This window comes from Apibacter adventoris (genome assembly GCF_002964975.1).
In the GTDB taxonomy this organism is placed as follows: Bacteria; Bacteroidota; Bacteroidia; order Flavobacteriales; family Weeksellaceae; genus Apibacter; species Apibacter adventoris.
The window spans coordinates 127762-141328 of sequence record NZ_PSZM01000045.1 but is presented as its reverse complement, the minus strand read 5'-3'; the positions used below and the strand labels follow the sequence as shown (position 1 = coordinate 141328).

Here is a 13567-nt window from a genome sequence, read left to right as displayed (position 1 = left end):
AAATATAAATAAAGGAATGAATTTTTATACAATAAATAAATTATTAATTCCTGTTCTTAAGCTTTCTATTTTTTTAATTTCTAATGTTTAAAATGACGTATTCCTGAAAATACCATAGGAATATTATATTCATTGCAAGCTTCTATACTTTCGTTATCTCTTATGGATCCTCCAGGTTGTATGATAGCTTTAATTCCGTTTTCAGCACAAGTATCTACTACATCTCTAAAGGGAAAAAATGCATCAGAAGCTAGTACCAGATTTTTTGTTTTCTTTTCTTTGGCTCTTTGAATTGCCTGTTGAGCCGCCCAAATACGATTGGTTTGCCCTGAGCCAATACCTAAAGCTTGTTTACCAGAAGCAACAACGATTGCATTAGATTTAGCATGTTTTACTATTTTTTGTGCAAAAATAAGATCTTCCATTTCTTCTTTTGTAGGAAAAGAATGAGTTACTTGCTGAAAATCTGAAGAGAAAGACCTATCTGCATCTTGGATTAATAATCCTCCATCTACTTTCACAAATTCAATAGTGTCAGCCAATGGATTTTGTACTTTAATGATTCTTAAATTTTTCTTTTTGCTGAATATTTGCAGTGCTTCAGAAGTAAAATTAGGAGCAATAACAATTTCTAAAAATGTAGGAACTAATAATTCGGCTGTTTTTTGATCGACCTCTTGATTAAAGGCAACAATACCTCCAAAAATAGAAATAGGATCACAATCAAAAGTTTTTTGATATGCTTCAGCAACTGTATTACCGATAGCAACCCCACAAGGGGTAGAATGTTTTACCGCACAGCAAGCAATTTCAGAAAATTCATTAACAACTTTATATGCCATATCCATATCACGGAAATTGTTAAATGAGAGATCTTTTCCTTGAAGTTGATCAAGGTTTTTCATAGCTCCATTTTTAGTTTTATCTACATAAAAAGCAGCTTTTTGATGTGGATTTTCTCCATATCTTAAATCATTAACTTTTTCATAAGAAACATTTAAATAATGAGGATAGTCACTTTGAAGCAGATAAGAAGAAATAGCAGCATCATATGCAGATGTCAGATTAAAAACTTTTCCTGCAAGTTGTTTTCTTGTGGATAATGTAGTATTCCCATTATTTGTAATTTCTTGAATAATTAATTCATAATCTTCGATTTGAGAAACAACTGTAACTGAATTAAAATTTTTTGCAGCTGAACGTAACATACTAGGGCCACCTATATCTATAAATTCAATCATATCAGATTCAGAAAGACCTGTATTTAATTTATTAAAAAATGGATATAAATTTACCACTACCATGTCTATGGGGTAAATTTTATGTGTATTAAGGGTTTCTAAATGTTTAGGGTTGTCTCTTAACGCTAAAATTCCACCATGTATATTAGGGTGTAAAGTTTTTACACGGCCATCCAGTATTTCAGGAAAATGGGTAATTTCATCAATTTCTATAACCTTGATGTTATGAGTTAAAAGGAATTTATAAGTTCCCCCTGTAGAAATAATTTCATATCCTTTAGAAATTAGAAATTTAGAAAATTCTACCAAATTAGACTTATCTGATACGCTTATTAATGCTCTTTTCATAAATATTAATTGATTTAGTTTATTCGGTAATTAGATAGTAAGCATTTCCCTTAATTACATCATGAGATGAAATGGGAAAATCCATATATTGTTCCCAGTATTGTGGTTTAATTTGGATTCCATTTTCTTTAGAATATTTATCTAAGCTATATCTGAATTTTAATATGGAATTGAAACTTCCTTCTATAGGAGTATAAATAGCTTTTCCTCCGGGAATGGAAATAAGGGACATTGTATTGTTTTTTGGCAATACATCTAATTTGATAGGATAACCCGAATAGAATATTGCACTATGATTTAATGTATCAAATTTGGAATAATAAAGGACAGGATTTTTTATATCTGTAGGAATATATCGTAAACTGTCAATTAAGTATTTAGATATTTCTTTTAATGATTTATGAGCAGCATTAAATATTTCATCAGGATCCGTTGTAGTTTCATTTTTTATAGATAATAATTGTAATCCCGGGAAATCTGCAAATTCAGTATCTCCTACACCAACATGAGTATTTAAATTATTTTTACTAAGCTTAGAGGATAATTTATTTAACCCTTCTTCCCAGTCGTCCTTCAAATGATTTAAATAAAAATAAGCCAGAATTCTATTAAAATATGAAAAATTTTCAGATTTAAGATGTAATTTTACCTGTGTACTGTTATTTTCATATTTAAAATGAATATCTTGTAAATATATAACCCCTATATGGTCAAAAATAATTTGAGATTGAATATATGTATTTATCTTACTTTTTAATATTTTATATTCACCTTTTCCTATTTCATTATTTTTTTTATTTACCCAAGTGAAACTACTTCCCATACCTTTATATGGAAACATATAATTAATATTAGTATTAAGAGAATCAGTACTAATTAATGGAGCCCAAGACCCATAATTTTCTAAATTATTAAATTCTAAAAAAACCTCACTGACAGGATTATTAAACTGACGAGAAGTTTCAAATTCAATATTTTTAGGAAGAAACGTGGGGATTATACATCCGGCTATTATAAATAAAAATATAATTATTAAAAAGGTGTTAACTATTTTTTTCATTCAGAAAAGATTAATTATAATATTTATATATAAATTTTATAAAATATTTCTGTTAACAAAATTACAAAAAACATTTTCCTAAATATAATAATTAAAAAAAATAAAATAAAAAAACCTGTTTTTAAAACAGGTTTTTTTATTTTAATAGAAATATAAAACTAATTTTAATCACTAATTACAGTTCCCTGTACTTTTAAGGCTAAAGATGGATTATTAACATCATTAGAATTAACTGTAATCGTTTTATGAAAACTTCCAAGGTTTGCAGTATTATAAGTAACGGTTATTTCACCTGTTGCTCCCGGAGCAATAGGGTCTTCTGTCCATTTAGGAACCGTACAACCACAAGAAGTGGATATACTAGAAATAACAAGAGGCTTATCTCCTATATTTTGAACAGTAATAATTCTTTTTCCATCAGCTCCTTTTGAAACATTTCCATATTCTATGGTATTATTTTCATAATTTGTAATTTTTAATTCCTGAGCTTTACTTAAAATAAATGTTCCTAATATGAAGGCAGAACTTAAAATTATTTTTTTCATATCTTTATTATATTATTTTATTTCACCTTTAATTTTTAAAAGCTTTCGAGGAGTTTTAGTATCATTGCTAAAAACTTCAATTGTTTTTGAAAAATTTCCTATAATTTTTGTGTCATATACTACGGTTATTTCACCGGATTTACCTGGTAAAATAGGTTGTTTTGTCCAAGAAGGCACGGAGCAGTCACAAGAAGATTTTACATTGGTAATGATAAGAGGTTTATTTCCTGTATTGGTAAAAGTAAAAACTTTTTTACCATCAGCTCCTTTATTTATTATTCCATAATTTATTTGATCTTGCAAAAAAGAAATCGATTGAGCTGATAGGATTAGCGTTAAGCAATTAAAAAAAGAAATTGTAAAAAATTTTTTCATATCATAATCTTAAAAAATTAGTGATAAAAACTTATATTGATATTTTTTGGACAAAAACAATACCAAAAAGATACTTTCCAAGTTTTTATTTTTTATGTGTTTTTTTAGCTAATTAAAGGCAACGGATAAAAAAATCTTATCAGGCTCTTTCATATTGTGGGGGATAATGAAAATCTTCCCCTAAAATATCTGCAGCTTCTCTTGGAAAATAAGGATTTCGAAGAAGTTCTCTTCCTATTATTATAAGATCAGCTTCTGTATTTTCAAGAATTTCTTCTGCTTGTATAGCTTGAGTGATAAGACCAACAGTACCAGTGGTCATTTTGGCTTCATTTTTTATTCGATGAGCAAAAGGTACCTGATAATTTGCTTTTACCGGAATTTTGACATGAGGAATTATTCCACCACTAGATACATCTATAACTTCTACATTATAGGTTTTAAGTATTTTAGATAATTTTATGGATTCATCCAGAGTCCAACCTCCTTCAACCCAATCTGTAGCTGATATTCTTACCCATAGGGATACATGTTTCGGAATAATGTTTTGTAATACTTTAATGATATCTAATAATAAACGAATTCTATTTTCAAAATTCCCTCCATACTCATCTGTTCGAGTATTGCTTAAAGGAGATAAAAATTGATGAATTAGATATCCATGAGCAGCATGCAGTTCAATAATATCATATCCTATTTTAACAGATCTTTCTGCAGATTCTTTGAAATCATTAATAATGATTTTTATTTCATCTAAAGACAATTCATGAGGAGGTTCTGAGTTGTTTTCAAAAGCTATTGAAGAAGGAGCTACTACTTTCCAGGTAGAGTATCCTTCTACTAATTTTTTATCAGTCATCCAAGGAATAGATGAGCCCCCTTTACGTCCGGAATGGGATAGCTGAATTCCTGCAAGAACATTTTGTTTATGTATAAAATTAACTATTTTATTAAGCTCGATCATATGTTCGTCTTTCCAGAGGCCTAAATCGTGAAAAGTAATACGCCCTTGAGGAGAAACAGCTGTAGCTTCTTGTATTATTGCAGCTACCCCACCAACAGCTCTGCTTCCGTAATGAACAAAATGCCACTCATTAGCAAAACCGTCTTGTGCAGAATATTGACACATTGGAGACATAATAATTCTGTTTTTTAAGGAAATACTTCTTAAATCCAGTGATGAGAATAATTTAGGCATGATTAATGATCTTTATTTTATAGGTTTTATATAATTAAATCATACTAACAAAAATATTTATTTTTTTTATAAAAAATGATAAAAAATGATAGTATTTTTGTATGTAATAAATAATTATATATTTGTAGTTAATAAAATAAAAATAAAAGTATATATGGTTAATAATGAAAAAATACTAAAGTTTATTTTTTTACCACTTTTATTAAACTCAGGAGTTCTTTCTTCACAATCTCTTTCTTTTTCAGAAGCTCAAGCCGTGATGGATAGAGACAATAGCCTTATTAAAGCAGTACAAAAGGAAGAAGAAGCATATACTTATGAATGGAAAGCATCTAAAGGGAACCGTTATCCTCAACTTTCTGTTTTTGGAGGAGGTTTATATTTAAATAAGGAATTAGGAACTAATTTAAATGGTGCTAAAAATGAATTTTCAAGTTTATTAGGAATTTCCAATCCAGAAATTTTAGGAAATTGGGATATTAATATTTTGAAAAGAGATATAGCTTTTGGTGGAGTAGGCATTATTTGGCCGGTTTTTACAGGTGGAAAAATTAATGCATTGATTGAGTCATCTAAAATAAAAACAGATATTGGACATGAAGAATTAGTAAGTACAAAAAATAAACTTATATCTGAATTGGTAGAAAGGTATTTTCAGGTAAAATTAGCAGAAGAAGCGGTTTTAGTAAGAAAAGAGGCTTTAGAAGGCATGAACAAACATTTATATGATGCGACTAAATTGGAACAACAAGGAATTATTGCTCCTGTAGAAAAATTACAGGCAGATGTAGCTGTGTCCGAGGCAAACAGGCAATATTCTGCATCTCTAAAAGATTTAAGCTTATCTAAAGTAGCTTTAGCTAATACATTAGAATTAGATGAAGCAAATTTTGATCTTACCACACAATTTTTTTTAGTAGATAATCTACAATCATTAGCCTATTATCAAGATAAAGCATTAACAAATTACCCTGAATTAATAAAACTTAAACTTCAGATTGATTTAGCAGAACAGGGAATAAAATCAAAAAAATCATCTTATTATCCTACAATAGATGCTTTCGGTCAATCAGTTTTATTACATAATAATCCTGTAGGAACTTCTAAAAAAAATGAAAAGCCTTGGATGGTTGGAGTAACTTTAACTTATGATTTGTTTGAAGGTTTTAAAAATAAAAATGAAATTAAAGCAGCTAAAGTAACAAAAGAAAGTGCAGAACTACATGAAATAAAAGCAAAGAAGGATATAAAAAATCAGATAGAAAAAATTTATCAAGATTTAGAAAAACAAAATGAACAAATACAAAACCTACAAATACAAATTGTTCAAGCAGAAGAATTATTAAGAGTACGATCACGATCATTTGCAGAAGGAATAGCATCATCGACAGATGTTGTAGATGCTGAAGTTAATTTATCTGGAATTAAATTACAAAAATTGGAAGCTCAATATAATTATGTGCTCGATTTGGCAGATTTATTAGAGTATAGTGGATTAAGTTATGAATTTACGCAATATGCAAACTAATTAAATATATGAAAAATAAGTTTTTAAGTACTATAATTGGTATATTAATTATTATAGGAATTATAGGAACCGCTTTTTGGTTTATGAGTAGGCCTAAAGATTTAGTAATACAAGGTCAGGCAGATGCTACAGAAATTAATGTTTCACCTAAAATAGCTGGCAGATTAATTAAAATAGAAGTTAAAGAAGGTGATCAGGTTGAACAAGGTCAATTATTAGCAATATTAGAAACACCAGAATTAGACGCAAAATTAATTCAGGCACAATCTGTTAAGCAAGCAGCAGAAGCGCAAGATAGAAAAGCAAAAAAAGGTTCAAGAACAGAACAAATACAATATGCCTATAATGTATGGCAAGAAGCAAAAGCTTCTTCTGAATTAGCAGATAAAACATATATGCGAATGCAGAACCTTTATAAAGATAAGGTTATTTCAGCACAAAAAAGAGATGAAGCATATACGCAAAGTAAAACTAGCAAAGAACAGGAAAAATCTGCCTATTCCAATTATCAAATGGCTATAAATGGAGAAAGAATAGAAGATAAAGAGGCTACATCAGCTCAAGTTACTCAGGCTCAAGGTGCTATAGATGAGGTTTTAGCATCTAAGAAAGAAGCAAAAGTTATATCACCAGCCAATGCAGAAGTTTTAAAAATTGTTCCAAACCGAGGAGAACTGGTAAATGCCGGTTATCCGGTTGTGAATTTGGTAGATTTAAATGATTTATGGGTAGTGTTTAATATCAAAGAAGAATTAATGGAATATTTTAAAAAAGGATCAACTTTTGAAGGAACAATTCCGGCATTAAATAACAAAAAAGTGCAACTTCAAGTAAGATATATAGCTGCACAAGGAGATTTTGCTACTTGGAATGCTACAAAAACAAGGGGCGATTTTGATATGAAAACTTTTGAAATCAAAGCATATCCTAAAAATAAAATTGAAGGATTTAGACCCGGGATGACAGTACTCGTAAATATGAAAAATTTAAAGCCTGTTAAATAAGTAGAAAATAAATGAAGAGAGGATTTGCATTTATATTTACAGAAGAAATAAAAAAGCTTTTAACAAATTATAGGCTGTTATTTGTAATATTTGTAATTCCTTTAAGTTTATTTTTTTATTACAAAAGCATTTTAAATAAAGGAGTACCTCAAAAATTGCCTATAGCCCTATATGATCAGGATGAGACTAAAACTTCTAGGGAATTAGTTCGTATGTTAAATTCTACTTCGAGTTTGGATATTTCATCAAATGTAAATAGTCAAGAAGAAGGAGAATCTAAAGTACGTACCAATGAGGCTATGGGATTTATTATTATCCCTACTAATTTTGAAAAAGATATTTTCAGAGGCAATCAAGTAAAAGTAAGTTGTTATTACAACGGAGAATATCTTTTAAGTGGGAGTCTTATAAATAGAGCATTTCAAGCAGTTATAGGAGAATTTTCCGGTTCTATACTTCAAAATAATCTAATGAAAGAAGGATTATCTTCTTATGAAGCCGCGTCAAGTCTTTCTTCTTTAGGAATAGATACACATATTTTATATAATCCTTTTACAAATTATTCCTACTATCTAAGTATATCTTTGATGGCAATGTGTTTTCAGTTAGTGGTTATGACTGTTACTATTTATGTATTAGGTTCGGTACTAAAATATAGAAAAGGAAGAGAACTGTTTTTAGCTAGTAATGGTAATTCTTGGGTAGCTTTTTGGGGAAAAGTATTACCTTATACTATTTTGTTTAGTATAATAGGTTTTTTTATGAATACTTTAGTTTTTTATAATATAGGAACTCCTTTGAAAGGAAATTTTTTTATTACTAACCTATATTTCATATTATTTATTATAGTTTGTCAGTTTTTATCATTAGCATATGTCTCTTTTTGTTCCAGTTTAAGAACGGCTTTAACACTTGGAGGAGGCTCTGCAGCTATATCATTTACTTTTGCCGGATATACATTTCCCGTAGAAGGATTACCAGTAGTCATACAATATTTTAGCTATGTTTTTCCGTTTACCTCTTATTTGAGATTTACAATAGATTACTCCATAAGAGGAGTACCTATCCAGTACGACATAAAATATCTAGTGGTGTTCAGTATTTTTATAATAGTAGGGTTGTTTTCTATGAAATTTTATATTAAATTATTGAAAAAAGGTTGTTATGACTCATACTATGAAAGTTAAAATATCTTTGAAATGATAGAGTTTTATAAATATTTTAAACAGGAATTTAAGTTAATTTCTTCGGACAAAGCAGTATTGAGTACTTATTTATTTACAACTGTATTGATAGTTATTTTTTATTCATATATGTATTCTAATGAAATAATAACTAAAATGCCTGCGGCTATTGTAGATCAAGATCAATCAATTGTAAGTCATGAAATAACCCGTATGTTGGAAGCTACTCCGCAGTTAGACTTAGATTATAAATCAATAAACTTATTAGATGCTCAGGATAGATTGAAAAAAGGTGAAATAAGAGGTATAATATTAATACCACAACAATTTTCCAGAGATTTGCAGAAAAATAACCATCCTAGCATATCGATTTATTGCGATGCTTCCTACATGCTTTATTATAAACAATTATATATTTCCGCTGTAACTACAATCAAATCATTTGGTTATCAGATAGGAATAAAAAATATGATGTCTCAAGGTCTAACCAAAGATCAGGCAATTAGTGTAACTCAGCCAGTGAAAGGGATTAGTTATCCATTATATAATATAAATGGTGGTTATGGAACTTTTTTAATGCCTATGGTTTTTTTAATAGCCTTGCAAATATTACAGTTATCAGCTATGGGTACTATGTCGGGTACTCAAAGAGAAAGAAATAAATTGAATAATTTATTTCCTTTAGCAAAAAAACGATTAGGAAGTATAATAGTAGTTTTAGCTAGAGGATCCGTTTATTTTCTTATATCTCTATTTATAACTATAATTATTATAGGATTTGTTATGAAATGGTTCACTTTTCCTGTAAGAGGAAATCCATTTGAAGCATTATTATTTCTAGTACCATTTATTTTAAGTGTTACATTTTTAGGATTTACATTATTAAATTTTTTTAAACATCGTGAAGATGCCTTAATGGTTATTACAATTTTTTCCATACCGTCATTATTTTTATGTGGGGTTTCTTGGCCTACAATCGCATTTCCTGAATGGATTAAATGCATATCATATTTTATACCCACTACATTAGGTGTAAAAGGCTTTTTAGAAATAACTCAATTTGGAGCTACTTTTGAAGAAGTGAAATCAGTATGGTTCCAGCTTTGGGGTGTCACTGCTTTTTATTTTATTTTAGCAGTAATAACAATAAGAAAATTTGTTTATATATAAAATGAAGATAATAAAATATAAAAAACTTAATTATGTATAAACTAAATTTTTTATTACATAGTAAAAAATGATAAATAATAATGCTTTATAAGTGTGAATAATATCATATACATTGAAAATAACAGTATTGATTAAATTAGTACCTTTGTTAAGGTAAAAAATAATAAACGTATTTACAATTTTAAATTATGGAACAAATAAAAAAATCATTAGAAAAACTTGGCATTACAGGGGTTAAAGAAATTATTCGTAATCCAGGATATGAAAGGTTATACCAAGATGAGATGAGTTCAGATGCTCAAGGTTTTGAAAAAGGAGAATTAACTTCTTTAGGTTCTGTTTCTGTTAAAACAGGAGAATTTACAGGTAGGTCTCCTAAAGATAAATACATTGTAAAAGATGCGACAACCCAAGATAATGTTTGGTGGGAAAATAACCATGAAACAACAAAAGAAATATTCGATTCATGTAAAAAATTAGTTACAGATCAATTATCAGGTAAAAAACTATATGTGGTTGATGCTTTCTGCGGAACTAATTTAGATACACGTATGAAAGTTCGTTTTATCATGGAAGTAGCATGGCAAGCACACTTTGTGACTAACATGTTTATTCGTCCTAATGGGTATGAATTAGATAATTTTGGAGAACCAGATTTCATTGTTATGAATGGTTCCAAAACAACTAATCCTAATTGGAAAAGTCAAGGATTAAACTCTGAAAACTTTGTAATGTTTAACTTAACAGAAAGAATTCAGATTATTGGTGGAACATGGTATGGTGGAGAAATGAAAAAAGGAATGTTCTCTATAATGAACTATTATAACCCATTAAAAGGAATAGCTTCTATGCACTGTTCAGCTAACGTAGGAGAAAAAGGTGATGTAGCTGTATTCTTTGGTTTATCAGGAACAGGAAAAACTACTTTGTCTGCAGATCCTAAAAGATACTTAATTGGTGATGATGAACACGGATGGGATTCTAATGGTGTATTTAATTATGAAGGAGGATGTTACGCTAAAGTAATTGACCTAAGTGAAGAAAAAGAACCAGATATCTGGGGAGCTATCAGAAGAGATGCATTATTAGAAAATGTAGTGGTAAAAAATGGAGTAGCAGATTTTGCTGACAAATCCATCACTGAAAATACACGTGTTTCTTACCCAATTTATCATATTAATAAAATAGTTCTGCCTTCAAAAGCTGGACATGCAAGTAAAATTATCTATTTATCTGCTGATGCATTTGGTGTATTGCCACCAGTATCTATACTAGATTCTGAACAAGCTAAATATTACTTCATTTCAGGATATACTTCTAAATTAGCTGGAACAGAAAGAGGTATTACTGAACCAACTCCAAACTTTTCAGCGGCATTTGGGCAAGCATTCTTATCTCTACACCCAACCGTTTATGCAAAAACATTGGAACAAAAAATGAAAGAGCATAATACTAAAGTATACTTGGTAAATACCGGATGGAATGGTACAGGAAAAAGAATATCATTAAAAGATACACGTGCAATTATAGATGCAATTATAGATGGATCAATAGAAAAAGCCCCAACAGATAAAATCCCTTATTTAAATCTTAAATATCCTACAAAACTAGATAACGTATCAGATATTTTAGATCCAAGATCTTCTTATGCAGATAAATCTCAATGGGATGTTAAAGCAAAAGACTTAGCATCAAGATACATTAAGAATTTTGAAAAATTTGCAACTAATGAAGAAGGTAAAAATCTAGTTAAAGCTGGTCCTCAATTGTAATAGAAATTAGAATATTATAAATAAAAAGCTGTCCTTTTGGGCAGCTTTTTGTATTTTTGCAATCATTTTTATGAATCGAAGAATTGATAAGGAATATTTTTTACAACAAGCTCTATTCTTAGCACAAAATTTATTAGGCAAATATTTAGTTCGTGTTTTCGATAATGGAGAAACACAAAAATATATAATTTCTGAAACAGAAGCATATATAGGAGAAGAAGATTTAGCATGTCATGCCAGCAAAGGAAGAACAAAAAGAACAGAAATAATGTATGAGGAAGGTGGCAAGGTTTATGTGTACTTAATATATGGAATGCATTGGTTATTAAATATAGTAACTGGTGAGAAAAATTGTCCTCAAGCAGTATTAATAAGGGGAGTACAAGGATGTTCAGGTCCGGGTCGCGTTGGTAAATTATTGGAGTTGGATAAAAGTTTTTATGGTGAAGATTTAGTGAGTTCATATAGAATATGGATAGAAGATTCTTTAATTAAACCCTCATATATATCAACTCCAAGAATTGGTATAGAATATGCAGGAGATATATGGAAAAATAAACCTTGGAGATTTATTTTAGATAATTAAATTATTAACATTATAAAAAATTATTAAATGAAAGTATTTAATACGTCACAAATAAGGCAATGTGACCAATATACTGTAGAAAACGACGAAATTTCATCAATAGAATTAATGGAGAAAGCGGCTTTAGCTTGTTTTGAATGGATTAAGTCTCAGTTCTCAGCTAATTATACATATTATGTTTTTTGTGGAAAAGGAAATAACGGAGGCGATGGTTTAGCTATAGCTCGGCTATTATTAGAAGAAAATTATAAGGTTGAAACTTTTGTTATACAATCATCTTCAAATTTTTCTACTGATGCTCAAATTAATTTTGATAAATATCCTGATTCCGTATCTTTTTTAGAAAATGATGATTTTGAAATCCAACAAGAAAATAAAAAAATAGTTATAATAGATGCATTATTCGGAACAGGATTAAACAAACCTTTAGAAGGAAATACTCAGAAAATTATTCAGAAGCTTAATCATATTAAAGGGAAGAAAATATCTATAGATATTCCATCTGGATTATTTTCAGATAGTTTACCTTCTGAAGATCAAACTATATTTAAAGCAGATGTAACTTTGAGTTTTCAATTTTATAAAAGAGCATTTTTACATGTAGAAAGTGCCCAATATGCCGGTAAAATATTTATTTTAGATATAGGATTAAATTCAAAATTCATACAGGATGAAGAAACAAATAATTACATTATTTCTTCAAAAAGCGTTTCTGATAACTTTAAACCAAGAGATCCTTTTAGTCACAAAGGGAATTATGGCAAAGTAGCATTAATTGGAGGAAGTTACGGAAAAATAGGGTCTATATCCTTATCAACTCGGGCAGCTTTAAAAATAGGTGCAGGAATAGTATTTACTATAGCTCCTAATTGTGGATATTCAATACTTCAGACATTAGCTCCAGAAGCTATGTTTATTTCTGGAGGAGATGAAAAATTAATTACTGAAATAAAAATATCTACAGAAAAGACAACTATTGGTATTGGACCGGGCTTAGGTAAAGAAAAATTAACAAAAGTAGCATTAGAAGAATTATTAAAGTCAATCCAAACTCCTGCAGTATTAGATGCCGATGCACTTAATATTATTTCAGAAAATAAGTCAATGCTAAACCTTATACCTAAAAATTCTATTATAACTCCTCATCCTGTTGAGTTTGCAAGGTTATTTGGTGATTCGAAAGATTCTTTAGAGCAATGTGAACTTGCCCGTGAAATGGCAAAAAAATATAATATTATTATTGTTTTGAAAGGTCATAGAACAGCTGTGTTAACTCCCGAAGGGAAATGTTATTATAACATCACAGGAAATGCCGGAATGGCTAAAGGAGGAAGTGGCGATATATTAACAGGAATGATAACAGGTCTTTTAGCCCAAGGTTACTCACCTCAAATTGCTGCCCAACTGGGAGTATATATTCATGGTAAAGCAGGAGATTATGCAGCAAAAAAATACTCTCAGGAAGCTATGACTGCGCAGGATATTATTCATAGACTACCGGAAGTTTTTTTAAACATAAAAAAATAATTCAATCAGTTTATATTTTTTAGGATAAA

12 protein-coding genes are annotated in these 13567 nt (G+C 29.3%); 7 read left to right on the top strand and 5 right to left on the bottom strand.

Features of this window, described 5'->3' with window-relative positions; translation table 11 throughout:
• Nucleotides 1–80 precede the first annotated feature (80 nt).
• The 5 genes from purH to C4S77_RS10230 all read right to left on the bottom strand — a co-directional run bounded on the left by purH (nucleotide 81) and on the right by C4S77_RS10230 (nucleotide 4767).
• The gene (gene purH / locus C4S77_RS10250) at nucleotides 81–1589 is read right to left on the bottom strand and encodes a bifunctional phosphoribosylaminoimidazolecarboxamide formyltransferase/IMP cyclohydrolase (protein WP_105247461.1); all 1509 of its coding nucleotides are present in this window, start codon (nucleotides 1587–1589) and stop codon (nucleotides 81–83) included.
• Nucleotides 1590–1608: 19 nt separating this feature from the next.
• Nucleotides 1609–2649, bottom strand: a complete 1041-nt coding sequence (locus tag C4S77_RS10245; RefSeq protein WP_105247460.1) for an SRPBCC family protein — start codon at nucleotides 2647–2649, stop codon at nucleotides 1609–1611.
• A gap of 164 nt (nucleotides 2650–2813) precedes the next feature.
• Entirely contained in the window at nucleotides 2814–3194 is a 381-nt protein-coding gene (locus C4S77_RS10240) for a DUF1573 domain-containing protein (protein ID WP_105247459.1), read from the bottom strand.
• A gap of 12 nt (nucleotides 3195–3206) precedes the next feature.
• On the bottom strand, nucleotides 3207–3569 hold the full coding sequence (locus C4S77_RS10235; RefSeq protein WP_105247458.1) for a DUF1573 domain-containing protein: 363 nt from the start codon (nucleotides 3567–3569) through the stop codon (nucleotides 3207–3209).
• A gap of 139 nt (nucleotides 3570–3708) precedes the next feature.
• Nucleotides 3709–4767 (bottom strand): NADH:flavin oxidoreductase/NADH oxidase, encoded by a 1059-nt coding sequence (locus C4S77_RS10230; protein ID WP_105247457.1) that lies wholly within the window; start codon nucleotides 4765–4767, stop codon nucleotides 3709–3711.
• Between the two features lie 85 nt (nucleotides 4768–4852).
• On the opposite strand from C4S77_RS10230, the gene C4S77_RS10225 reads away from it, so the two are divergent.
• From C4S77_RS10225 to C4S77_RS10195, 7 genes are all read left to right on the top strand, one after another.
• The gene (locus C4S77_RS10225; protein WP_260209820.1) at nucleotides 4853–6295 is read left to right on the top strand and encodes a TolC family protein; all 1443 of its coding nucleotides are present in this window, start codon (nucleotides 4853–4855) and stop codon (nucleotides 6293–6295) included.
• Nucleotides 6296–6303: 8 nt separating this feature from the next.
• A complete protein-coding gene (locus tag C4S77_RS10220; protein WP_105247456.1) occupies nucleotides 6304–7299 on the top strand; it encodes an HlyD family secretion protein in 996 nt (331 codons plus the stop codon).
• An 11-nt stretch (nucleotides 7300–7310) separates the two neighbouring features.
• Nucleotides 7311–8486: an ABC transporter permease gene (locus C4S77_RS10215; RefSeq protein ID WP_105247455.1), complete on the top strand. Its 1176-nt coding sequence runs from the start codon at nucleotides 7311–7313 to the stop codon at nucleotides 8484–8486.
• A gap of 12 nt (nucleotides 8487–8498) precedes the next feature.
• Nucleotides 8499–9653: an ABC transporter permease gene (locus C4S77_RS10210; RefSeq protein ID WP_105247454.1), complete on the top strand. Its 1155-nt coding sequence runs from the start codon at nucleotides 8499–8501 to the stop codon at nucleotides 9651–9653.
• A gap of 188 nt (nucleotides 9654–9841) precedes the next feature.
• Nucleotides 9842–11425: a phosphoenolpyruvate carboxykinase (ATP) gene (pckA, locus tag C4S77_RS10205; protein ID WP_105247453.1), complete on the top strand. Its 1584-nt coding sequence runs from the start codon at nucleotides 9842–9844 to the stop codon at nucleotides 11423–11425.
• A 70-nt stretch (nucleotides 11426–11495) separates the two neighbouring features.
• Nucleotides 11496–12011: a DNA-3-methyladenine glycosylase gene (locus C4S77_RS10200; RefSeq protein ID WP_105192771.1), complete on the top strand. Its 516-nt coding sequence runs from the start codon at nucleotides 11496–11498 to the stop codon at nucleotides 12009–12011.
• A 27-nt stretch (nucleotides 12012–12038) separates the two neighbouring features.
• On the top strand, nucleotides 12039–13538 hold the full coding sequence (locus C4S77_RS10195; RefSeq protein WP_105247452.1) for an NAD(P)H-hydrate dehydratase: 1500 nt from the start codon (nucleotides 12039–12041) through the stop codon (nucleotides 13536–13538).
• The last annotated feature ends 29 nt before the right edge of the window (nucleotides 13539–13567 follow it).

What these genes read in the sequence shown, in the direction of transcription:
- purH (WP_105247461.1), bottom strand. Translation starts at nt 1,589, where the DNA reads ATGAAAAGAGCATTAATAAGCGTATCAGATAAGTCTAATTTGGTAGAA.
- C4S77_RS10245 (WP_105247460.1), bottom strand. Translation starts at nt 2,649, where the DNA reads ATGAAAAAAATAGTTAACACCTTTTTAATAATTATATTTTTATTTATA.
- C4S77_RS10240 (WP_105247459.1), bottom strand. Translation starts at nt 3,194, where the DNA reads ATGAAAAAAATAATTTTAAGTTCTGCCTTCATATTAGGAACATTTATT.
- C4S77_RS10235 (WP_105247458.1), bottom strand. Translation starts at nt 3,569, where the DNA reads ATGAAAAAATTTTTTACAATTTCTTTTTTTAATTGCTTAACGCTAATC.
- C4S77_RS10230 (WP_105247457.1), bottom strand. Translation starts at nt 4,767, where the DNA reads ATGCCTAAATTATTCTCATCACTGGATTTAAGAAGTATTTCCTTAAAA.
- C4S77_RS10225 (WP_260209820.1), top strand. Translation starts at nt 4,853, where the DNA reads ATGATAGTATTTTTGTATGTAATAAATAATTATATATTTGTAGTTAAT.
- C4S77_RS10220 (WP_105247456.1), top strand. Translation starts at nt 6,304, where the DNA reads ATGAAAAATAAGTTTTTAAGTACTATAATTGGTATATTAATTATTATA.
- C4S77_RS10215 (WP_105247455.1), top strand. Translation starts at nt 7,311, where the DNA reads ATGAAGAGAGGATTTGCATTTATATTTACAGAAGAAATAAAAAAGCTT.
- C4S77_RS10210 (WP_105247454.1), top strand. Translation starts at nt 8,499, where the DNA reads ATGATAGAGTTTTATAAATATTTTAAACAGGAATTTAAGTTAATTTCT.
- pckA (WP_105247453.1), top strand. Translation starts at nt 9,842, where the DNA reads ATGGAACAAATAAAAAAATCATTAGAAAAACTTGGCATTACAGGGGTT.
- C4S77_RS10200 (WP_105192771.1), top strand. Translation starts at nt 11,496, where the DNA reads ATGAATCGAAGAATTGATAAGGAATATTTTTTACAACAAGCTCTATTC.
- C4S77_RS10195 (WP_105247452.1), top strand. Translation starts at nt 12,039, where the DNA reads ATGAAAGTATTTAATACGTCACAAATAAGGCAATGTGACCAATATACT.